Genomic DNA, 18,702 nt, shown 5'->3' on the forward strand with positions numbered 1-18,702 from the left:
CCGCTCACTCGGCCGGCAGTCGCAGCGTGTAGCCGACCCGGGGAATGGTCTGGATCAGCGGCGGATCGAACTGGTCGATCTTGCGGCGCAGATAGCTGATGTACGTCGAGACCACGCCGTGGTTGCCGCCGAAGTCGTACTCCCACACCTGGTCGACTATCTGCTGCTTGGACATCACTCGGCCGGCGTTCTGCACCAGATAGCGCAGCAGGTTGAACTCGGTGGGGCTCAGGTCGATCACCACGTTCTGCCGGCGCACCACGTGCGCCTCCTGGTCGATCACCAGGTCGGCGTAGCGCAACCCGCCGGTCTCCTCCCGCGGTGGCGCGGGCGCGGCCAGTTGCGACCGGCGCAGGATCGCCCGGGCCCGGGCGACCAGTTCGTCCAGGCTGAACGGCTTGGTGAGGTAGTCGTCACCGCCGACGCTCAGCCCCTCGACCTTGTCGGCGACCGCCCGCCGCGCGGTCAGGAAGATCACCGGAGCGAGGACGCCCTTCTCCCGTAGCCGCCGGCACAGGTCGATGCCGGAGCCGTCGGGAAGCAGCACGTCCAGGATGATCAGGTCGGGCCGTTCCCGCGCCACAGTGGCCTCCGCCTCTGCACAGTCCCCGGCCGTGGTCGAGGCGAAACCCGCGTAACGCAGCGCGGAAGCGACCAGGTCCGCCAGGAAGAGTTCGTCATCGACGACCAGGACCCGTGGTGGGGTGTCACTGGTCGCGGAGCCGTCGGCCGTCCGATCCGGCGTCACCACAACTCGTCTCCCTGAGCGGTTCCATGCTCGCAGCGCTGGCCCGACCCATTCTGCCCGTGCCGTGCGTCTCCGGGACCCTGCGCCGTTGTGAGTTCGCCGGGAAAACCGTGTGAAAACAATGAGGATGACGTACGGGTGTCCCCGGTTCCGCGCATCCTCGTCCGCACCCGCCGTCCGGGCCGCCCCAAACTCTCACAGAACCTGAAAGGCCAGCACACGGCCGCTTCAACTCCGCGTGATCGGCTGAATCACGCACCGGCAGACGGCGTGGTGGCCGGCCGAGGGGTTGGAAAGGACGAGACTGATGTACGCGAAATTGGCACGAGGCGTGGTCCGTCACCCATGGTGGACGATCACTGCCTGGCTGGTCGTCGCGACAATCGTCGGGTTCTTCGGACCGGGTCTGTCCGCCAGCGGTGATCAGGCCGACTTCCTGCCATCCCACTACGAGTCCGTCCAGGCCGGCAAGGTGCAGGAGACGGCCTTCGCGGAGAGCGGGGGCGGCAGCGCCGCGACGTTCGTGGTGCGGCGCCACGACGGCGCCGCGCTGACCAGCGCCGATCAGCAGCTCGTCGAGCAGGTCGCCGGACAGCTTCGGGACAAGGCGATCCCGCACGTGACCGAGGTGCAGGCCAGCGAGGCGACGGTGTCGGAGAACGGCCTCGTCCAACTCCTCCAGGTCACCGTCGACGGCCCACAGAGCGATCCCGGCACCGAGGAGGCCGGGCGGGCGCTGCGGGCCGCCGCCGGGCCGTTGTTCGAGGACACCGACCTGAAGGCGGGCATGACCGGTGACGTCGGCATCGTGATCGACGCGCAGGACGCCTTCGCCTCGGCCGAGCAGGTCATCGCCCTGGCCACGGTCGTCCTGATCATCGTGCTACAGCTGCTGATCTTCCGGAGCCCGGTTGCCGCCCTGCTTCCCATGGTGACCATCGGTGTCCTGGTCTTCGTCTCGGTGAAGCTGATCGGCATCGCCCAGCGGATCTTCGACCTGACCGCGGAGCAGTCGATCACGGTCTGGGTGACCGTCGTACTGTTCGGCGTCGGCACCGACTACATCCTCTTCCTGCTCTTCCGATACCGCGAACAGTTGCGCACCGGCGAGCACCCGCGTACGGCACTGATCCACGCGACCGCCCGGGTGGCCAAGGTGATCACCTCAGCCGGCGCGGCGATCGTGATCGCGTTCAGCAGCCTGGCGTTCTCCTCGTTCGGCTCGTTCAAGGCGCAGGGTCCGGCTCTGGCCATCGCGGTCGCCGCCACGGTGGCCACCGCGCTCACCCTGATCCCGGCAATCGTCTCGCTGCTCGGACCGAAGGTATTTTGGCCTTCCAAGAGCTGGCAGCGGCAGCCGCGGGCGCGGGCGTCGGCCAAACTCAGCGACCTGATCGTGCACCGTGCCGGCGTGCTGGCCGCCGCCGCGGTCGTCGTCCTCGCACTGCTCTCCCTGGGCACGCTGCGCTTCCAGGCCAGCTACGACTACAACGCCGGTCTCCCGCAGGACACCGAGTCGGCGATCGCCCTGCGGGACCTGCAGCGCGGCTTCCCGGTCGGCGCCCTCAACCCGACCTCCGTGCTGCTGGTCAGCGACACCGGGCAGCCGCTGGACGAGGCAGGCGTGAACAGCTTCCGGTCGCGGCTGTCCGGCCTCGACGGGGTCGGCCAGGCCGGCCCCGCGGGCTACAACTCGGACCGCACCGTCGCCACGATCAGCATGCTGCTCGACCACGACTCCGGCAGCCCCGAGGCGGTGGACACGGTCGCGGACACGCTGCGGCCGACCGCGCACCATGCGGCCCCGGCCGGCACCCACGCCCTGGTGGGCGGCCCGACCGCGACCTTCGCCGACATCCGCAGCGCGGTCAACCAGGACTACTCGCTGGTCTTCCCGCTCGCCGCCGGGCTCACCGCGCTCGTTCTGCTCGCCCTGCTGCGCAGCATCGTCGCCGCGACACTGCTGATGGTCCTGGTCGGGCTCAGCTATCTGGCCACGCTCGGTGCGTCGGTGTTCGTGATGCAGGACGGGCTGGGCAAGGCCGGGATCATCTTCAACGTCCCCATCTTCATGTACCTGTTCGTGGTCGCCATCGGCACCGACTACAACATCCTGATGGTGGACCGGCTGCGCGAGGAGACGCGCGAGGGCCGCGACCCCGGCGAGGCCGCACGCCTGGCCATCCGGCACACCGGCCCGACGGCGGTGGCCGCGGCCGTCATCCTGGCCGGCACGTTCTCCTCGCTCATGCTCGCCGGTGTCGCCCTGCTCGCCGAGATGGGCTTCGCGGTCGCCGCCGGCATCCTGATCTCCGCACTGCTGGTGTCGTCGCTGCTGGTGCCGACGCTTACCGTGCTGATGGGCCGCGGGTTCTGGTGGCCCGCCCGGCTCACCCCGGCCGGGCGTACGCAGCCGATGGCCGGCTCCGACCCGGACGGCCCGGCCCCGCCGGCCGCCGACCGGCCGGCAGTGAAGACCGCCGTGGACTCCGGGGAAACCTGGGACCACCGATGATCGAGCTTTCGCACCTGACGGCCGAACTCGATCAGAAGGTGGGCCGAGTTACTACCGGGCTCTGGTGACGGGAGGATCTGTCCACGCGGACTTCACCGACCACCTCGTCGACGGATTCTTCGGCCGCCGGCCCTCGATGCCACCCACCTGACGCCAGCGACAGCTCTCTGTCCACAGCGGATGGTAGTCGAGGCCGTGACCGGGATCGAACCGGCGTGTGCGGTTCTGCAGACCGCCCCCTCACCACTCGGGCACACGACCAGGCAGAAGCACCCGCGGAGGGAATCGAACCCCCGACACCCAGCTCCGGAAGCTGGTGCTCTGTCCCCTGAGCTACGCGGGCAAGCGTGGGAGTGGAGAGATTCGAACTCCTGAGCGCGAACGCACCGGGGTTACAGCCCGGCCCACCTCACCATCGGTGGCGCACTCCCTTGGGGTGACTGGCGGGGCTCGAACCCGCGAACCTCCCGGGCCACAACCGGGCGCTCTACCACTGAGCTACAGCCACAACTGCGGCCCGAAGGCCAGTGCCCGCACCTGGGATCGAACCAGGGGCCTCCCGGGTGTGAACCGGGCGCTCGTTCCGCTGAGCTACACGGGCTTGGCTCCCCTGCCTGGACTCGAACCAAGATCAGCCGGTTAACAGCCGGCCGCTCTACCTTTGAGCTACAGGGGAATGGGCAGCGCGGACGGGACTCGAACCCGCACGTGTCCCGGGTGAAAGCCGGGCGACTCTTCCAATTCGTCCACCGCGCCAGGTGGTGTGCGTGCCCCGAGCTGGGATCGAACCAGCGGCCCCCGGTTTGTCGAACCGGTGCTCTCCCACTGAGCTACCAGGGCGCGAGTTGGGGGCTGGTCGCGGAGTGTGTGCCGCGCTTACGCCTGGCACTCCTTGTGCCAGGGCCAACCCGAACGGACAGGACCGTTGGGAGCGGGACCGGGATTCGAACCCGGGAACCTCTGGGTTATGAGCCCAGATTATGATGAAGGACATGGAGACTGACACCTGCCGAACATGCGGTGAGACCAAACCGCTCGATATGTTCATGAAGGACGGGAGCAGGCCAACTGGCCGGCGGCACAAATGTAAAGCTTGTGCCGCAAAGTATTACCAATCTTGGCAAAGCCGAAACCCGGAGCGGGCGGCCCAGTTGCGTCGCGAGGCAGTCCGTCGCTACTCCCAACGGGTCGGCTGGCGAAAGCGTCGCTACGGGCTTAACGATGACGACTTCGAAGCCCACCTCATGGCGCAGGGCGACGCCTGTGCCATCTGCCAGAGGCCATTTGAACAAATCTGCACCGATCACATTAAGGGGACCAAGTTCGTTCGTGGCTTGCTCTGCCACGACTGCAACCGGGCGATCGGACTTCTTCGTGACAACCCGGAGGTCATCGAACGGGCAGCCGTTTACGTGCGTGAGCGAGTGCCCGGGTGGCAACTGCCGGAGGTTGGTGGCGGGGGCGGGATTTGAACCACGCGATCTCCGGCTTATGAGGCCGGCGAGGACGACCGAACTCCTCTACCCCGCAAGTGGGCCGCCGGGGACTCGAACCCCGAACCTACTGATTAAAAGTCAGCAGCTCTACGCCATTGAGCTAGCGGCCCGTGTGGTGCCCCGCACTGGATTCGAACCAGCGACACGCAGTTTAGGAAACTGCTGCTCTTTCCCCTGAGCTAGCGGGGCGAAGTGGTACGCCGTGCAGGGATCGAACCTGCGACATTCCGATTAAGAGTCGGAAGCTCTACCAACTGAGCTAACGGCGCATGGCGGAAGGTTGACGAGTCGAACGCGAGGGCTTGCACCCCCCTCCGGTTTTCAAGACCGGCTGGCCCCCACGGGCCGGAACCCTCCATGAGTCGGGTACGAGGGAATTGAACCCCCGGCCTCCGCGTCCCGAACGCGGCGCTCTCCCAAGCTGAGCTAGTACCCGTTGAGTCGGGACGGCCGGATTCGAACCGACGGCCTCCGGCCCCCAGCCGGATGCGCTACCAAACTGCGCCACGTCCCGAAAGAGCCCCCGACTGGAATCGAACCAGCGACTCCGACGTCCGTAGCGTCGCGCTCTATCCACTGAGCTACGGCGGCATGTTGTGCGTGCCGCGAGGGAAGCCGGCCGGTACGCCGGGTTCTGTCCCACCCCGGCGGCCCGGTGGTGGGGGCGACCACCCATCTCGGCCTACCGTCGCCGGCAGGCTCTAGCGGCCAACCCGCACGCATCAGGCGGGCCGCCCGCGTGCTTTCGCCGGGTTCCCGTTAGGAACCACCCTGCCCTGCGGAGCCCGGACGTTCCTCGGCGAGCTGGTGGCTCGACGCGGTCGCCTGGCTGGCATTCTCGCTGCGTGCCGACGGCTGGATTTGAACCAGCGGCCCCCGACTTATCAGGTCGGTGCTCTTACCGGGCTGAGCTACGACGGCTTGGCGAAGGGTGAGGGATTCGAACTCCCGGCGGTGTGACCCGCTCCGCGTTAGCAACGCGGCGCCATCGACCAGACTCGGCCAACCCTTCATGTGCGCTGACGACGGGACTTGAACCCGCGGCCTTCCGGCTGACAACCGGATGCTCTCGCCACTGAGCTACGCCAGCATGGTCCCGGCCGATGGCCGGGAGAGTGGAGTCGGACGGAATCGAACCGACGGCCTTCGCGGTGCGAATGCGACGCTCTACCAACTGAGCTACGACCCCAAGACCCGGGCGGATTCGAACCGCACCTCCCCGTTGTCGCGGGGCGGTGGCACCCATCCACCTTCCGGGCAGTCCCGGTCACCGCGCCGCGTCCGCACGGTGTTGCCGGGTTCCGCGTTCGCCCTCGACACCGCCCCGCCGGGCCGTGCTTGGCTGGGCCGCGGCGGGCCTGTCGTGCGCTCGGGGAGAGTCGAACTCCCATGCCTTTCGGCACACGGGTCTGAGCCGTGCGTGTCTACCAAGTTCCACCACGAGCGCGTGATGTGCGTGCCGACGCCCGGTGTCGAACCGGGGGCCTGCCGGTTATGAGCCGGCCGCTCTACCACCTGAGCTACGTCGGCGAGAGGAGAGCCAGCGGCGGGAGTCGAACCCGCTTCCTCACCCTTACGAGGGGTGCGCTCTGCCTGGTGAGCTTCGCTGGCGTGGAGCCGGCGACCGGAATCGAACCGGCCCGCTCGCGCTTACAAGGCGCGTGCTCTACCAACTGAGCTACGCCGGCTTGGTGCCCCGACAGGATTCGAACCTGCCCTGTACGGCCCCTCAGACCGTCGCCTCTACCGCTGGGCTACGAGGGCGGGCTCTACACGTGGAACGCACCGTACTTTCGATCAAGTGTCAGCGACCTTGCGCCGCCGGTGGTGCCTGGAGCGGTTGACCCGGATCGAACGGGCGACCTCGACGTTGGCAACGTCGCGCTCTACCAGCTGAGCTACAACCGCGTGGAGCCGTCGGCCGGAGTCGAACCGGCGACCTGCTCCCTACCATGGAGCTGCTCTACCGACTGAGCCACGACGGCATGGTGTGCTGAGTACCCCGAGCGGGATTCGAACCCGCACTGTGCGCGGTTTGAATGCGCCGCCTCCTACCATTTGGGCTACCGGGGCAGGCCTCCGCAGGCTGCGGCATCGGCCTTTCGATCACCGCTGCGCGGCGGTCGACGTTCGGATCTGCGACCCCCACGACGACCGTCCGCTGGTCGATTGCGAGCTCCGGGAGCAGGAATCGAACCTGCGTCTGTACCGGGATCCAAAGTCCCGTCGCCCCTGCCAGCAGAGCATCCCGGAACGGTTGAGCGGCCGGCGGGCACCGACCCCGCTTCTTCGGTTTGGAAGACCGACGTGTCCGCCGAGTTCACCACGACCGCCTGGCATTTCCTTGCGTAGGCCGTACGGGGCTCGAACCCGTAGCCTCCTGGCTGAGAACCAGGTGAGCTGCCACCTTGCTCCAACGGCCCATCGAGCTACTCCCGTGCGCCACCGGTTACGTCCGGAGGGCACGGATGCGTGGAGTAGAAGGGATTCGAACCCTCGACCTCCGGTCTGCCGAACCGGCGCTCTCCCAGCTGAGCTACAACCCCATGTGTCCGGGACCGGGGTGTCGAACCCCGTGTCTCTCGCTCCCAAAGCGAGCGGGTCAGCCGTCTCCCTCGTCCCGGAGGTAGTGCCCCCGGCCGGCCCAGACAGGCGCCGGCCGGGGTCTTGCTCATGCCATCCACTGTGGAGTTGAGAATTTGCGACGCCGCCGGCCGTAGCCGGGACGAGAAAAGCAGGGGCGGCAGGACTCGAACCTGCAACCTTCGGTTTTGGAGACCGGTGCTCTACCAGTTGAGCTACGCCCCTGTGACGTTGCTCCAGTAACGAAAAAGCCGCCCTATCCCGGTCGGGGTGGGCGGCTTCGCAGCTTGCGCTGGCGCTATTCGCGCCGCCACCCCGGCTTCCAATTTTGCTCACTCGCGCACAGATCGTGGGCTCGCCCGATCGAGGGCAGCACGACACCGCCGCGCGGCGTGAACCGCGTGGTTTCGGTGGAGGCGTACTGCATCACGGGGAACTCCTTGGTGTGGTCGGGACTGCCTTGCTCATTCAAGGTAGGCGCTGTGCCGATCGAATGGCAACGGATATTCCGAGCCGTCTTCGTGTGACTGGCCGCTGGCGATCAAGGCGGGTGACCCGCTGAACCCGATCACTCGGCAAGGTCGACGTGATCAGCACCGTTGTCGAAGACCACATCGCAGGTCGTGTGCGGCAGGTACTTCGCCCGATAGGCAAGCTCCGAACGTTCCCACACATCCCACAGGGCAGAGTCATAGATCCCCCGCCGCAGGTCCCGCTGTTTGGCTCTCTCCCGGGCCGCCTCCATCGGCGCGTCGACCCAGATCCGAAGGTCGTAGTAGCGCCACAGCTCACCGAGGTACGCGGACACGCCCTCCACGATCAGGTACCGCACCGCCGGGACCCGTACCTGCCTACCCGGGCCGCCCTCGATCCCCGTCAGCGTCCGATACTCCGTGAGCTCTCCGCGCCACGCCGGCTCCAACACACGACGGACGAACTCCGCGCGATCGAAGTCGCTCTTGTCCTCGTCGCTGATTACGCCCTCGACGAGGAACTCATCCAGGTGCACCAGATGGGTACGGCCCAGCGCGTGGGCGAGCCGTCGAGCGATCACCGTCTTGCCGGCTCCCCCGAACCCCTCCACCCCCACCAGCGTCGGCCGGCCCACCGACGCAATACCGCTGGCCAGGGCCACGATCGCCGTCAGGTCCAGCCGCGCCGCGGCGCCCGCACCGCGCTCCGCCCGATCCGAAGCCGGCACCTCAGCCGTCGCCACGACCACACCCCTTCGAACGACAGTGGCCTACCCGCGAGAGACAAACCACATCGAATCATCCCAAGGCTTGAAGGCGGGCGCGCCACGCTCAGCGGGCACGGGCAAGCCGTCCGGTACGGATCAACGCGGAGAGACTGTTGGTCGGACCCGGTCGACTGCCGTCAACCGGCTCCGACCGACCAGGCCGGCGTCCAGGCCCGGAGCCGGTGGCTCCGGGCCTGGTCAGCGTGCTGGGGCGCGCTGGGCCGGTACGTGTGACCGGTCAGGGGCTGGTGCAGGAGAGGCCGCCGGGCGCGGTGTTGCTGCCGCCGTTGACCAGGAAACCGAAGGTGGTCGAGGCGTTCGCGCCGAGAGACCTGTTGTATTCGGCGTTACGGACGCTGACCGCCCCACTGGTGCCGGTGTTGATGCCACTCCAGACGTTGGCGATGGTCTGCCCGCTGGCCAGCGTCAGCCGTACGGTCCAGCCGTTGAGGGTGGTGGAGCCGTTGTTCGCCACGGTGACCTCGCCCTGGAAGCCACCGTTCCAGCTGTTGACCATGCGGTACGTCGCGGTGCAGGCACCGGGCGGCGGCGTGGTCGGTGGCGCGGTCGTCGGCGGCGCAGTCGTCGGCGGAGCGGTCGTCGGCGGAGCGGTCGTCGGCGGAGCGGTCGTCGGCGGAGCCGTGGTCGGCGGAGCGGTCGTCGGCGGAGCAGTCGTCGGTGGGGTCCCCGGCACGGTGGTGGAGGCGGCGTTGAGAGCGTTGAGGACGGCGGTGTACGCCGCCTTGGGGTTGCTGTTGCGGTCGAAGAGCAGCGGGTTCTCGTTGCCGCGCCAGGAGTCGCTGTCCCGAATGCCCCACGTCGTGATGCCGACGCAGCGGGGGACGTTCATGCAGGCCTGGGTCAGGCCCTGGTACTGACTGGTCGAGGCGTTGGTGACGTCGGCCTCGGTCAACGCCACGTCGACCCCGAGGGCGGCGAAGCTGGACAGCGTCTGCTGGAAGTTGCCCGGCAGCGAACTGCCACCGGTGAAGTGGGTCTGGAGGCCCACGCAGTCCACCGGGACGCCCCGGGACTTGAAGTCCCTGATCATGTTGTAGACGCCCTGCGTCTTGGCGTACGTCCAGTTCTCGATGTTGTAGTCGTTGTAGCACAGCTTCACGCTCGGGTCGGCGGCGCGCGCGGTCCGGAACGCCACCTCGATCCAGTCGTTCCCGGTGGACTGCAGGTTCGACGACCGCCGGCTGCCGTTCTCGGCGAAGGCCTCGTTCACCACGTCCCAGGCGTAGAACTTGCCCTTGTAGTGGGCCATGACGCCGTTGATGTGGTCGATCATCGCGGTCCGCAGGGCGCTGCCGCTGAGACTTCCCCAGAACCTCGGCTGCTGAGCGTGCCAGGCCAGGGTGTGACCACGGAATCGCATGCCCTGCTGGGTCGCCCAGTTGTAGATCGCGTCACCGCGGCGGAAGTCGAACTGACCCGGGTTGGGCTGGGTCGCGTCGGGCTTCATCTCGTTGACGGCCGTCATCATGTCGAACTCGCGGTTCGCGATGGTCAGGAAGCCGGAGTCGGTGAGACGGTCCGCCCCCATGGCGGCGCCGAAGTACCGGCCGCTGCGCTCGGCGGCAGCTTGCAGGGTGGTCCCGGGCGGTCCGCTGAGGTCGGCGCGGGCGAAGGTCGCCAGGGCCATCGAGGACACGGTGATCGCGATGGCGCAGGCTCCGCCCAGAAGCAGCCTGGCGGCACCCCTGGTACGGCGTTTCGGTTGAGCGGGTACGTCGTTCATCGGTGCCTTCTCCTCGGAGTTCTGACTGGTCCGTTACCGATGCGAGGCGCGGAATCGACGATCGCCGAGGGTCGACGAACGGAGCACCGCACTCGCCGCGGGGACCAGCACGCAGCAGGTGACGCCGAGCCGGCGTCAACCCGGCCGCGCCCGAAATCGGATGCCACCGCCGGCTGCCCGGTCCGTCCGGTGGATGGCGAGACTCCGCGCCGTACGCCCGTGCGGAGTGACTGCCCTGCCCCGATGTTATATCGAATTGATTCGATTCGCCTGCCGCCGGCCCGGCGCGATGGCGAGGCTGAGCCGCGACGGCTGGGCTCGATCTCGGGTCACTCCTCCGGGGCGATCAGCCGGTCGTCGGTGGCGTCGCGGACCGTGATCGCCTCGACCGGGCACGAGTTGGCCGCGTCGAGGATGACCTCGGCCGGGGTGGCGACGTCGGCCAGCGGCGCGGACCGGCCGTCGACCAGGCGGAAGTGCTCGGGCGCGGTGCCGGCGCAGATGCTCGTGCCGATACAGCGGTGCGAGTCCACACCGATCCGCCATGCGGCACTCACCAGGCCACCGGCATGCCGAGCAGGCCCCGCACCAGCATGCCCCGCTTCCACTCCAGCTCGGCTTCCGGGACGGCGAGACGCAATCCGGGCAGGCGAGTCACGAGGGTGGCGACGACGACCTGCAACTCCATGCGGGCCAACTGCGCGCCGACACAGTGGTGTACGCCGTGCCCGAAGCCCAGGTGCGGGTGCTGCTCGCGGTCGAGATCCAGCCGGTCCGGGTCGGCAAAGACGGTACCGTCCCGATTCGCCGACGACAGTGAGCCGAGGACCGGCTCACCCGCCCGGACCAGCACCCCGCCGACCTCGACGTCCTCTTTGGCGTACCGGGCGAAGGAGGCGCCGACGCCGAGCGGTACGTACCGCAGCAGTTCCTCCACCGCGGCCGGCACCAGCGACGGATCGGTCCGCAGCCGAGCGAGCTGGTCCGGATTGTGCAGCAGGACGTAGACGAAGTTGGGGATCTGGGTCACCGTGGTCTCGTGGCCGGCCGCGAGCAGCCCTCCGGCCAGCTCCACCAGCTCGGTCTCGCTGAGCCGATCCTGATTCTCGTCGCGGGCCTGCACCAACGCGCCGAGCAGGTCGTCGATCCCCGGCTCGCGGCGGCGCTCGGCGACCAGAGCGCCCATGTAGTCCCAGAGATTGTTCAGGTACTCCTGGATCGTTTCCACGGGCAGGGACGTGGTCGAGACGATCGCCTCGGACCACATGTGGAAGCGGTCGCGGTCGGCGTACGGGACCCCGAGCAGCTCGCAGATCACCTGGATCGGCAGCGGTGTGGCGACGTGCTCCACCAGGTCGGCTGGAGGACCGAGCCGCACCATGTCGTCGATGAGTGCGTCGGCGATCTCCTGGGTCCGGGGGCGCAGCGCCTCCACCCGACGCGCGGTGAACGCCTTCGCGACCAGCCGGCGCAGCCGGGTGTGATCGGGCGGGTCCATGGTCAGCATGCCGCTGGACTGCTGGCGCGACGTGAGCCTGGGCTCGTCGCGCTGGACGGCCGGGGCGCGGCCGAACCGCACGTCGCCGAGGACCGTACGGACGTCCTCGTACCGGGTGGCGAGCCACGCCTCCTCCCCGTAGGGAAGCTGCACCCGGGTCATCGGCTCGTTCTCGCGCAACTCGCCATAGGTCGGATCGACGACGAGGCGGTCGGGCACACTGAACGGGTACGGCCGCGCGGGCGGAACGGCTCGGCTTCCGATGGTCTGCGCACTGTCCGTCATCCGGATGTCCTTCGTCGAGACGGCGTGATCCTCAGGTCGGCACCACGTTCGAGGCGGCGCCGGATTGCGAGCGTCCAGGGCCTTGCGAACAGCACGCATCAACGCTCAGTGACTAATCGATATCGGATCGTAGCGGCAGATGTCGATGATCGCCATGGAGGTCGGTCCGCGCCCACCCCGAACGCTCGTCCGTGACTGGATGCGACAGCTGGCCTCGCCGGTCGCCCCGGGCAGCGGTGGAAGGTACGCACAGCCAGGCCGCAACAACAGCGACCTCTATCGATGTTGCAATCATGGACTCAGATGTGCTGGAATGGCTCATATCGCCGCAGCACGGGGGCAACCGTGCTGAGAACGGCCAGCACGGGAGCACCGCAGGGCCAGCGATGCGTCACTGTGACAGACGCTCGCACGCCCCACCGCCGGGCCATCGCCCTGAGGACGAGCATCGTGCCGGGCAGACGTTTCTCGCCCGCCGCATGCATCCCCGGCCACCGTCCACGACGGCCGACGCGCTCGACGCCTGACGTGCCCGGGTGCACCCCACGTCCAAGAGGGCGGCGGCTTCCACCTCCGCGGAGATGGCCGCTGGCACGACGTGGCGGCCGGGGGCCGACCACGCCGGACTGCCGAGCAGGGTACGTGGACCCGGCAAAGATCCGACGATCCGGGACAGCTCGCTCCACATCCACCCATACATAGATCAGCATTGATATTTGAGTGGATAGATGCAACAGTGGCCTTGGGAGCGTTCCCACACTGATGTTTCGTACCGAGGAACGGAGGATGAACAGTGCGTTTACACAAGCCCGATCAATCCGGCGGACGACCCCGGTCAACCGTCCGTCGATCCCTCCAGGCGCTCGTCCTGATGTTCGCGATGGTGATCGGTACGCTGCCCTGGACCGGCGCTGCTCAGGCACACGGGACCGTCATCAATCCGGCGACTCGCGCGTACCAGTGCTGGAAGGCCTGGGGCAGCCAGCACATGAACCCGGCCATGCAGCAGCAGGACCCGATGTGCTGGCAGGCGTTCCAGGCCAACCCGGACACCATGTGGAACTGGATGAGCCAGCTGCGCGACGGTCTCGGCGGCCAGTACCAGGCCAAAACCCCGGATGGGCAACTGTGCAGCAACGGCCTCTCCAGGAACAACGCCGTGAACCAGCCCGGGGCGTGGAAGACGACCCCCGTCAGCCGCAACCTCACGGTCCAGATGTACGACCAGGCCAGCCACGGTGCTGACTACTTCCAGGTCTACGTCACCAAGCAGGGGTTCAACCCGGCCACCCAACGGCTCGGGTGGGGCAACCTCGACCTGATCACGACGACCGGGCGATACGCGCCAGCGCAGAACATCTCGTTCAACGTGTCGCTCCCCGCACGCAGCGGGAACCAGATCCTGTTCGTGCTCTGGAGGGCGTCCCACCTGGACCAGACCTACATGTGGTGCAGCGACATCACCATCTCCTGATCGGCAGGTCCGACCGGCACGGCACCACTCCGGCCCAGGGTGCGTAGGCACCCTGGGCCGGCCCCGCTTCCAGATCACACCCTCCGCCCACCTGCTCGAGGAGCTGAACATGCAGCGACGGCGTTATCGCCCGGCCACCATGCTGGCAGGGCTGCTCATCCTGACCCTGTCCGCGCTTCTGTTGCCACCGCCGGTGGCAAGCACCGCGGCAGCCGGCACAGTCCACACCCGTGCCGCGCCACTAGCCGAGCTGACCGTGGTGTCCGAACGGGTGGCGTTCGGGCTGCAGCGCCCGATCGCCATTACCGGACTGCCGGACGGTCGGATGCTGATCGCGGAGAAGAACGGCACCGTCCGCGCGTACCACCCCGACACCGGCCTGGCCGCGGAGCCGGTGCTCGACCTGACCGCCCGGATCGACACGTCGGACAACGAGCGGGGCCTGCTCGGCATCACGCCCGCGCCGAACTTCGCGCGGACCGGGATCCTCTACGTGGCCTACACGAGCCTGCCGGCCGGCGCGCTGACCCTGGCGCGAGTGCCCATCGGTGCTCCCGACCGGCTGCAGGTGCTGCTCACCCAGGAGCACGCCGAGTTCGGCAACCACAACGGCGGACAGGTGGCCTTCGGCCGCGACGGCTACCTCTACTGGTCCCTCGGCGACGGCGGCAACGCGAACGACCCGTTCAAGAGCGGCCAGAACCTCGGCACCCTGCTCGGCAAGATTCTCCGGATCGACGTCAACCGTTCCTGCGGGGGCAAGCGCTACTGCGTACCCTCCGACAACCCGTTCGTCCGCACGCCGGGCGCGCGACCGGAGATCTGGGTCTACGGGCTGCGTAACGCGTGGAAGTTCTCCATCGACCCGGTCGACAACTCGCTGTGGATCGGTGACGTCGGCCAGGGTCTGATCGAGGAGATCAACCACGTCCGCCCGTGGCAGCGTGGAGCGAACCTCGGTTGGTCGTGCCGAGAGGGCACGCCGGTCTTCGACGAGACGCAGTGCCGGCCGGGCGTACGGCTCACCGACCCGGTCGTCGAGTACGACCACTACATGACGGAGAACTGCTCCATCATCGGCGGCCTGGTGTACCGGGGTTCCGTCACCCCGGAGGCGCGCGGGACCTACATCGCGAGCGACTACTGCTCGACCCGCGCGTTCGCCGTGCGTCCCAAGTCCACGGGTGGCTACGAGTCCGCCGAGATCGGCACCTTCCCCACCCAGCCGACGGCGTTCGGCGCCGATGTGCACGGCGAGCTGTACGTGCTCAGTGACCTCCCGGGATGGCTGAGCCGGGTACGGTTCGAGCGGGTCCCGCTCAACAGGTAAGCCGTCTCTACGCAGAGGCCCGTCACCAGCAACTCCAGTGACGGGCCTCTGCGTACGAGCCTCCGTGGGCTTGCGACGAACCCCCAGCCCACGAGCGCCACGCTCTATCCCGCGTCCGACTCGTACGGCAACGGCCTGAGCCCGTTCTCGCCCTGCCACCAGCGCGAGTCCTTGCCGTAGTAGATGGTACGAGCCCACTCGTCGGGTGATTCGTGGAAGATCAGGTCCTTGTCGCCGATGTGGTCGATGTGTCCCCAAGCCTGATTCACCCGACCCACCGCCTCGTCCCGAGTGATCGGAAATCGCACCAGCATCTCGTGCAGTACCTGCTCGACGAAATCCCGTGCCTTGTCGGACATCCGCAGTTGCAGCTCCACGGCGTACTCCCTCGTTCCCCGCACCGGACGTCTATCCATCATCCCCGATGAGCAGTGGCCATCCGGCGATGACAAGTACGGCCCTGGACTTTGCTGGCGTGGCGGCGGGTGAGCGCGTCGTGCGAAGGTCTGCCGATGGTTATACCCCTTGCGTACGGCGGCCGGCGGTTCCAGGTCATGGCCTACCACGACGCCATACGGCATGACGGCCCGGCGCTTGAGCTGGCGGAACTGGTGGACGACGAGCTGGGTCCGGCTCTCGTGACTGTCACGTTCGCCGGCGAGAACGCCGGTGGTGCCGAGGTCTTCCTGACCGACGCTGGCCTGCCACTACCGATACTGAGGGCATTCGTGGAGGAGGCCGTGCGGGAAGAACGTCGTGCCTCTGGGGTGGATCTGCCCCACTTCCGACCATGAACGCCCACCGCTCGTCGGCCCCGCCCCTACCCGTGGCCCGGGACCGCCGGCGATGCCGCACCAAGGCTGGGAACGAGGCCGGCCATCAGGTCGGCGACGGTCAGCGCGGTCCAGGGCGTGCCGGCCCGGCCCTCGATCAGCAGAGCCGCCGATCCCCCGGCGACGTCGGCGCCGACTGTCGATTCCAGTCGAACGGTGTCCACCATGGACGCGAGCACCCTCGACCCGACGAATGAGGTGAGCACGCCGAGATCGCCCGGCTCGGCCGCCGCCGCCCGAATCGCCGCCACGGTCGCCGCCGGAGCGCCGGTCGGCACCTCCGTGGCGGTGCCATCGGCGTGGGTGACGAGGATCCGGTCGCTGCGGGCCGCCGCGTGCCACGCGACGAGGTCGAGCACGCTGGCCCGGGTACCCGCCTCGAAGTGCTCCCACAGGTCCGCGGCGACCCGACCGAGCCGTGGACCGTACTGGCCGACACTGTGCCCGTAGCCCCGGGTCGACAGGCTCGCGTCGACCCACATCACCTGGCCCGTGCGCACGTTGAGGACCAGCGGCGCCAGGGACCGGGCATCTCCACGCAGCCCGAACCGCTGCATGACCCGGGCGGCGTCGAACGCGGCACCCTGTTCCTGCGGCAGGGAGAACCCCGCGAAGGCCGCCGTCAGCGCCTCGAAGGGGACGTCGTTGTAGCTCAACACGACCGGTACGGCCCACACGACCCCGGCCGCCCGGAGCGCGGCCTGGTTCAGGTCGAGGAACTCCGTCGCGCCCAGCGGGGCCGGGGCGGAGGTGAGGTCACCGGAATGGACGGCGGCCGTCGCGTTGAACCGCAGCCGGGTGTAGTCGCAGTGCCCTACCGGTGTCCAGGCCTCGTCGTAGAAGGCACACGACAGGTCGAGGTCGACCCGGGAGGACCCGGCGTCGACCCAGTGCAGGAACAGCCGCACCACCTCGTGACCGTCGAGTGCGCGGACACTGCCGCGGGACCAGCCGGCCAGTTGCTCCGAGCCGGCGCGCTCGCGCATGGGAGCGGGAACGTGCGCCAGCTCAGCGTCGAGAACGGCGACGTCGAACCGGTCGTGCCGGCCGGCCCGCTCGGCGAGTTCCCCATCGACGGTCACCCGGACGCGCGTAACCGCGTCGGCGGGCAGCCTCCGGCGCCGCTCCGGAGCCGTCCAGGTGCGTACGACGTCGCCCTTGGGAAAGAACGTCCGCCGTGGGGTGCCTGGCTCGGGGCCGCGCGCCGGCACCGGTGACACGACCGCGCCGCGGGCCGGCCCGCCCATGCCCAGCGCGCGGCGCAGCGCGGCACCGACGGCGCCCATCCCGGTCGCGCTGCCGGCCGCGGCCACGTCGGCGACCGAGGCGTCGGCGGCCACGGCGGCCCGCGCCTCGGCCGCCTCGACGGCGATGGTCGTGTCCCGGCCGTGGAGGGCAGCGGCCGCGCTGGCGAGGACCATCGGTGCGACCGTCGGCGCGACCCGCGCGGCGGCGTCGAGCACGAACTGCTCGGCCGCCGGGTCGTCGGCGAGGCGCAGCAGGTGATCGATACGCCGCCACAGGTCGCCCGGACGGTCGGCGAGGAGGGCGGCGGCCGCGACGGCGTCATCGCCGGCGACGGCCTGCTCGACAAGTGCAGCGAAGGTTCGCACCCGCACCGAGACGGTGCCGTCGGCGTGACTCGACAGGATCAACCGCTCCGGCCGGCGGGCGCTGACCGCCGCCAGGGTCCGACCCAGGGAGCTGACGGCCGGGACGCGGGTGGCACGCAGCGTGGCGAACACGACCGCGGCCCGCGGATACGCGCTGGCCCACTCGAACGGGTGCAGCCGCTCGGCGAGCCGCTTCCACACGACCGGGTGGCGCGCCAGGTCCTCGGCGGCGGTGGCCGGGTCGAGCGAGTCAAGGAAAGCCAGTACGGCGCGGCGCAGCGGCCGGGGCAGGGCCCGGACCCTTGGGACCTCCACCGTCACGCGCGGCTCGTCGACCGCCCGATAGGCCTCCAACGGCCCACCTGTCTCGCGCGGGCGCGGCAGGACCAGTCCGGGGTCGCCGCCCGAGTAGGCCCACAGCGTGCGCGCCACGTCGGCGGCCGTGCGCCACCGGGCGGTGGCGTCCGCGAGCACCTGCCCGGCGGTGTCGGTGAGCGCCGTGGCGTGCAGCGCCCAGGCGATGACCCCGGCCAGGGTCTCCCGCGCCGGCACGACGTCCGGCAGCCAGTCGAGCCGCCCTGGTGCGGTGGCGGCGACGAGCGTCCGCAGATCAGCCAGGTCCGCCGCGCCGAGCGCTGCCGGGCGGGCCACCAGGCTGTCCCGCAGGCGCAGGGCGTTGACCTCGGGGGTCACATCGAGGGTGAGCCGCCGCAGGCACACCGGTGCGGCGGTGGTCGCGTACCCCGATCGGGACGCCGGCCCGGTCCGTGGGATGGGGATCAGCGGCAGGTAGGTGTTGTCGGCGGTGAGCCGCCGGCCGCAGATCGGGCATGCGGTGTAAACCTCGGGTGCGAAGCAGCTGGCGCATACGAGATGGCCGCACGGGTCGAGCGGCTGCACGCTGCCGACCGTCCCGCACAGGATGCACGGCGCCGCGGCCGTCTGTAGCAGGTGGACGATGAGCCGCTCGACGTAGAGCGCCTCCGGGGCGGTCGGCGTGTCGGGAAACCGGCGGAAGAGCGGTACGTGGTCACGGTCGGCGCCGACGACCTCGTCGGCCACCGCCGACAGCCAGTCCGCCCAGCGCATGCGCGTCAGCGGGTCAAGCGACGCGAACCGCTCTCGCAGCGCCGCGTCGAGCAGCCAACCCCGGGCCGCGAGGTCGGCTTCGAGGGCAGTGACCCACGCCGGGCCGTCGGCGGGGGTCTGCGAACCCGCCGTCGGGAGTGGAACCGCCCCGATTCGGCGAAGCACCACCGTGGCAACCGCGTCCATCGGCCCTCCTTCCCCGTCGATCCGGGGGCACCGGCCGTTACCGGGCCCGGAGAAAGATGAGAGCCGGG

The 18,702-nt window shown here is 69.1% G+C and carries 12 protein-coding genes and 33 tRNA genes; 5 read left to right on the plus strand and 40 right to left on the minus strand.

Annotation, left to right across the window (positions count from 1 at the left end):
* Positions 1 to 4 precede the first annotated feature (4 nt).
* The gene (locus AB0A90_RS30005) at positions 5 to 751 is read right to left on the minus strand and encodes a response regulator transcription factor (protein ID WP_357254476.1); all 747 of its coding nucleotides are present in this window, start codon (positions 749 to 751) and stop codon (positions 5 to 7) included.
* Positions 752 to 1,055: 304 nt separating this feature from the next.
* On the opposite strand from AB0A90_RS30005, the gene AB0A90_RS30010 reads away from it, so the two are divergent.
* Positions 1,056 to 3,263 (plus strand): MMPL family transporter, encoded by a 2,208-nt coding sequence (locus AB0A90_RS30010; protein WP_357254478.1) that lies wholly within the window; start codon positions 1,056 to 1,058, stop codon positions 3,261 to 3,263.
* Between the two features lie 190 nt (positions 3,264 to 3,453).
* Here the strand turns inward: AB0A90_RS30010 and AB0A90_RS30015 are convergent.
* The 8 genes from AB0A90_RS30015 to AB0A90_RS30050 all read right to left on the minus strand — a co-directional run bounded on the left by AB0A90_RS30015 (position 3,454) and on the right by AB0A90_RS30050 (position 4,103).
* A tRNA-Cys gene (locus AB0A90_RS30015) sits at positions 3,454 to 3,524 on the minus strand.
* A 9-nt stretch (positions 3,525 to 3,533) separates the two neighbouring features.
* Positions 3,534 to 3,606: transfer RNA gene (locus AB0A90_RS30020), tRNA-Arg, on the minus strand.
* A 5-nt stretch (positions 3,607 to 3,611) separates the two neighbouring features.
* Positions 3,612 to 3,694: transfer RNA gene (locus AB0A90_RS30025), tRNA-Tyr, on the minus strand.
* A 1-nt stretch (position 3,695) separates the two neighbouring features.
* Positions 3,696 to 3,771 (minus strand) — tRNA-His (locus AB0A90_RS30030).
* A 20-nt stretch (positions 3,772 to 3,791) separates the two neighbouring features.
* Positions 3,792 to 3,864: transfer RNA gene (locus tag AB0A90_RS30035), tRNA-Val, on the minus strand.
* 1 nt (position 3,865) lies between these two features.
* Positions 3,866 to 3,939, minus strand: a tRNA-Asn gene (locus tag AB0A90_RS30040).
* A 5-nt stretch (positions 3,940 to 3,944) separates the two neighbouring features.
* Positions 3,945 to 4,019, minus strand: a tRNA-Glu gene (locus AB0A90_RS30045).
* 12 nt (positions 4,020 to 4,031) lie between these two features.
* Positions 4,032 to 4,103, minus strand: a tRNA-Val gene (locus tag AB0A90_RS30050).
* Positions 4,104 to 4,255: 152 nt separating this feature from the next.
* On the opposite strand from AB0A90_RS30050, the gene AB0A90_RS30055 reads away from it, so the two are divergent.
* Positions 4,256 to 4,735, plus strand: coding sequence for an endonuclease domain-containing protein (locus AB0A90_RS30055; protein WP_357254479.1), 480 nt, complete (start codon positions 4,256 to 4,258; stop codon positions 4,733 to 4,735).
* On the opposite strand, the gene AB0A90_RS30060 is transcribed toward AB0A90_RS30055, so the two are convergent.
* The 29 genes from AB0A90_RS30060 to AB0A90_RS30200 form a co-directional block, all read right to left on the minus strand.
* Positions 4,714 to 4,793 (minus strand) — tRNA-Met (locus AB0A90_RS30060). The two genes, AB0A90_RS30055 and AB0A90_RS30060, sit on opposite strands and share 22 nt — an antisense overlap.
* A gap of 2 nt (positions 4,794 to 4,795) precedes the next feature.
* Positions 4,796 to 4,869: transfer RNA gene (locus AB0A90_RS30065), tRNA-Lys, on the minus strand.
* Positions 4,870 to 4,872: 3 nt separating this feature from the next.
* A tRNA-Arg gene (locus AB0A90_RS30070) sits at positions 4,873 to 4,948 on the minus strand.
* 4 nt (positions 4,949 to 4,952) lie between these two features.
* Positions 4,953 to 5,028 (minus strand) — tRNA-Lys (locus tag AB0A90_RS30075).
* Between the two features lies 1 nt (position 5,029).
* A tRNA-OTHER gene (locus AB0A90_RS30080) sits at positions 5,030 to 5,116 on the minus strand.
* 5 nt (positions 5,117 to 5,121) lie between these two features.
* Positions 5,122 to 5,195: transfer RNA gene (locus AB0A90_RS30085), tRNA-Pro, on the minus strand.
* A gap of 5 nt (positions 5,196 to 5,200) precedes the next feature.
* A tRNA-Pro gene (locus AB0A90_RS30090) sits at positions 5,201 to 5,273 on the minus strand.
* A 4-nt stretch (positions 5,274 to 5,277) separates the two neighbouring features.
* Positions 5,278 to 5,350, minus strand: a tRNA-Arg gene (locus AB0A90_RS30095).
* Between the two features lie 255 nt (positions 5,351 to 5,605).
* Positions 5,606 to 5,680 (minus strand) — tRNA-Ile (locus AB0A90_RS30100).
* A 1-nt stretch (position 5,681) separates the two neighbouring features.
* A tRNA-Ser gene (locus AB0A90_RS30105) sits at positions 5,682 to 5,771 on the minus strand.
* Positions 5,772 to 5,776: 5 nt separating this feature from the next.
* Positions 5,777 to 5,849, minus strand: a tRNA-Asp gene (locus AB0A90_RS30110).
* A gap of 26 nt (positions 5,850 to 5,875) precedes the next feature.
* Positions 5,876 to 5,948 (minus strand) — tRNA-Ala (locus AB0A90_RS30115).
* 175 nt (positions 5,949 to 6,123) lie between these two features.
* Positions 6,124 to 6,206 (minus strand) — tRNA-Leu (locus tag AB0A90_RS30120).
* Positions 6,207 to 6,216: 10 nt separating this feature from the next.
* Positions 6,217 to 6,289: transfer RNA gene (locus tag AB0A90_RS30125), tRNA-Met, on the minus strand.
* 8 nt (positions 6,290 to 6,297) lie between these two features.
* Positions 6,298 to 6,370, minus strand: a tRNA-Thr gene (locus tag AB0A90_RS30130).
* Between the two features lies 1 nt (position 6,371).
* Positions 6,372 to 6,447: transfer RNA gene (locus AB0A90_RS30135), tRNA-Thr, on the minus strand.
* A 1-nt stretch (position 6,448) separates the two neighbouring features.
* Positions 6,449 to 6,523, minus strand: a tRNA-Leu gene (locus AB0A90_RS30140).
* Between the two features lie 68 nt (positions 6,524 to 6,591).
* A tRNA-Gly gene (locus AB0A90_RS30145) sits at positions 6,592 to 6,667 on the minus strand.
* A gap of 1 nt (position 6,668) precedes the next feature.
* A tRNA-Thr gene (locus AB0A90_RS30150) sits at positions 6,669 to 6,744 on the minus strand.
* A 13-nt stretch (positions 6,745 to 6,757) separates the two neighbouring features.
* Positions 6,758 to 6,832, minus strand: a tRNA-Leu gene (locus AB0A90_RS30155).
* A 103-nt stretch (positions 6,833 to 6,935) separates the two neighbouring features.
* A tRNA-Gln gene (locus AB0A90_RS30160) sits at positions 6,936 to 7,012 on the minus strand.
* A 7-nt stretch (positions 7,013 to 7,019) separates the two neighbouring features.
* Positions 7,020 to 7,092: transfer RNA gene (locus tag AB0A90_RS30165), tRNA-Gly, on the minus strand.
* Positions 7,093 to 7,108: 16 nt separating this feature from the next.
* Positions 7,109 to 7,182, minus strand: a tRNA-Glu gene (locus AB0A90_RS30170).
* 50 nt (positions 7,183 to 7,232) lie between these two features.
* Positions 7,233 to 7,305: transfer RNA gene (locus AB0A90_RS30175), tRNA-Ala, on the minus strand.
* Between the two features lie 189 nt (positions 7,306 to 7,494).
* Positions 7,495 to 7,567, minus strand: a tRNA-Trp gene (locus AB0A90_RS30180).
* A 343-nt stretch (positions 7,568 to 7,910) separates the two neighbouring features.
* Positions 7,911 to 8,558, minus strand: a complete 648-nt coding sequence (locus AB0A90_RS30185) for a hypothetical protein (RefSeq protein WP_357254481.1) — start codon at positions 8,556 to 8,558, stop codon at positions 7,911 to 7,913.
* A 262-nt stretch (positions 8,559 to 8,820) separates the two neighbouring features.
* The gene (locus AB0A90_RS30190; RefSeq protein WP_357254483.1) at positions 8,821 to 10,326 is read right to left on the minus strand and encodes an endo-1,4-beta-xylanase; all 1,506 of its coding nucleotides are present in this window, start codon (positions 10,324 to 10,326) and stop codon (positions 8,821 to 8,823) included.
* A 329-nt stretch (positions 10,327 to 10,655) separates the two neighbouring features.
* Positions 10,656 to 10,883 carry a ferredoxin gene (locus AB0A90_RS30195; RefSeq protein ID WP_357254485.1) on the minus strand — a complete coding sequence of 76 codons (228 nt, stop codon included), beginning with the start codon at positions 10,881 to 10,883 and terminating at the stop codon, positions 10,656 to 10,658.
* Positions 10,880 to 12,109: a cytochrome P450 gene (locus AB0A90_RS30200; RefSeq protein WP_357254488.1), complete on the minus strand. Its 1,230-nt coding sequence runs from the start codon at positions 12,107 to 12,109 to the stop codon at positions 10,880 to 10,882. Before AB0A90_RS30200 ends, AB0A90_RS30195 begins: the two co-directional genes overlap by 4 nt.
* A gap of 871 nt (positions 12,110 to 12,980) precedes the next feature.
* Here AB0A90_RS30200 and AB0A90_RS30205 point away from each other — a divergent pair.
* Positions 12,981 to 13,583 carry a lytic polysaccharide monooxygenase gene (locus AB0A90_RS30205; protein ID WP_357254490.1) on the plus strand — a complete coding sequence of 201 codons (603 nt, stop codon included), beginning with the start codon at positions 12,981 to 12,983 and terminating at the stop codon, positions 13,581 to 13,583.
* A 109-nt stretch (positions 13,584 to 13,692) separates the two neighbouring features.
* A complete protein-coding gene (locus tag AB0A90_RS30210; protein WP_357254492.1) occupies positions 13,693 to 14,913 on the plus strand; it encodes a PQQ-dependent sugar dehydrogenase in 1,221 nt (406 codons plus the stop codon).
* 104 nt (positions 14,914 to 15,017) lie between these two features.
* On the opposite strand, the gene AB0A90_RS30215 is transcribed toward AB0A90_RS30210, so the two are convergent.
* A complete protein-coding gene (locus AB0A90_RS30215) occupies positions 15,018 to 15,290 on the minus strand; it encodes a hypothetical protein (RefSeq protein WP_357254494.1) in 273 nt (90 codons plus the stop codon).
* Between the two features lie 135 nt (positions 15,291 to 15,425).
* On the opposite strand from AB0A90_RS30215, the gene AB0A90_RS30220 reads away from it, so the two are divergent.
* On the plus strand, positions 15,426 to 15,707 hold the full coding sequence (locus AB0A90_RS30220; protein ID WP_357254496.1) for a hypothetical protein: 282 nt from the start codon (positions 15,426 to 15,428) through the stop codon (positions 15,705 to 15,707).
* 26 nt (positions 15,708 to 15,733) lie between these two features.
* On the opposite strand, the gene AB0A90_RS30225 is transcribed toward AB0A90_RS30220, so the two are convergent.
* Entirely contained in the window at positions 15,734 to 18,634 is a 2,901-nt protein-coding gene (locus tag AB0A90_RS30225) for an MXAN_6230/SCO0854 family RING domain-containing protein (protein WP_357254498.1), read from the minus strand.
* Positions 18,635 to 18,702 lie beyond the last annotated feature (68 nt).

Source organism: Micromonospora sp. NPDC049204 (assembly GCF_040647935.1).
GTDB lineage: Bacteria > Actinomycetota > Actinomycetes > Mycobacteriales > Micromonosporaceae > Micromonospora.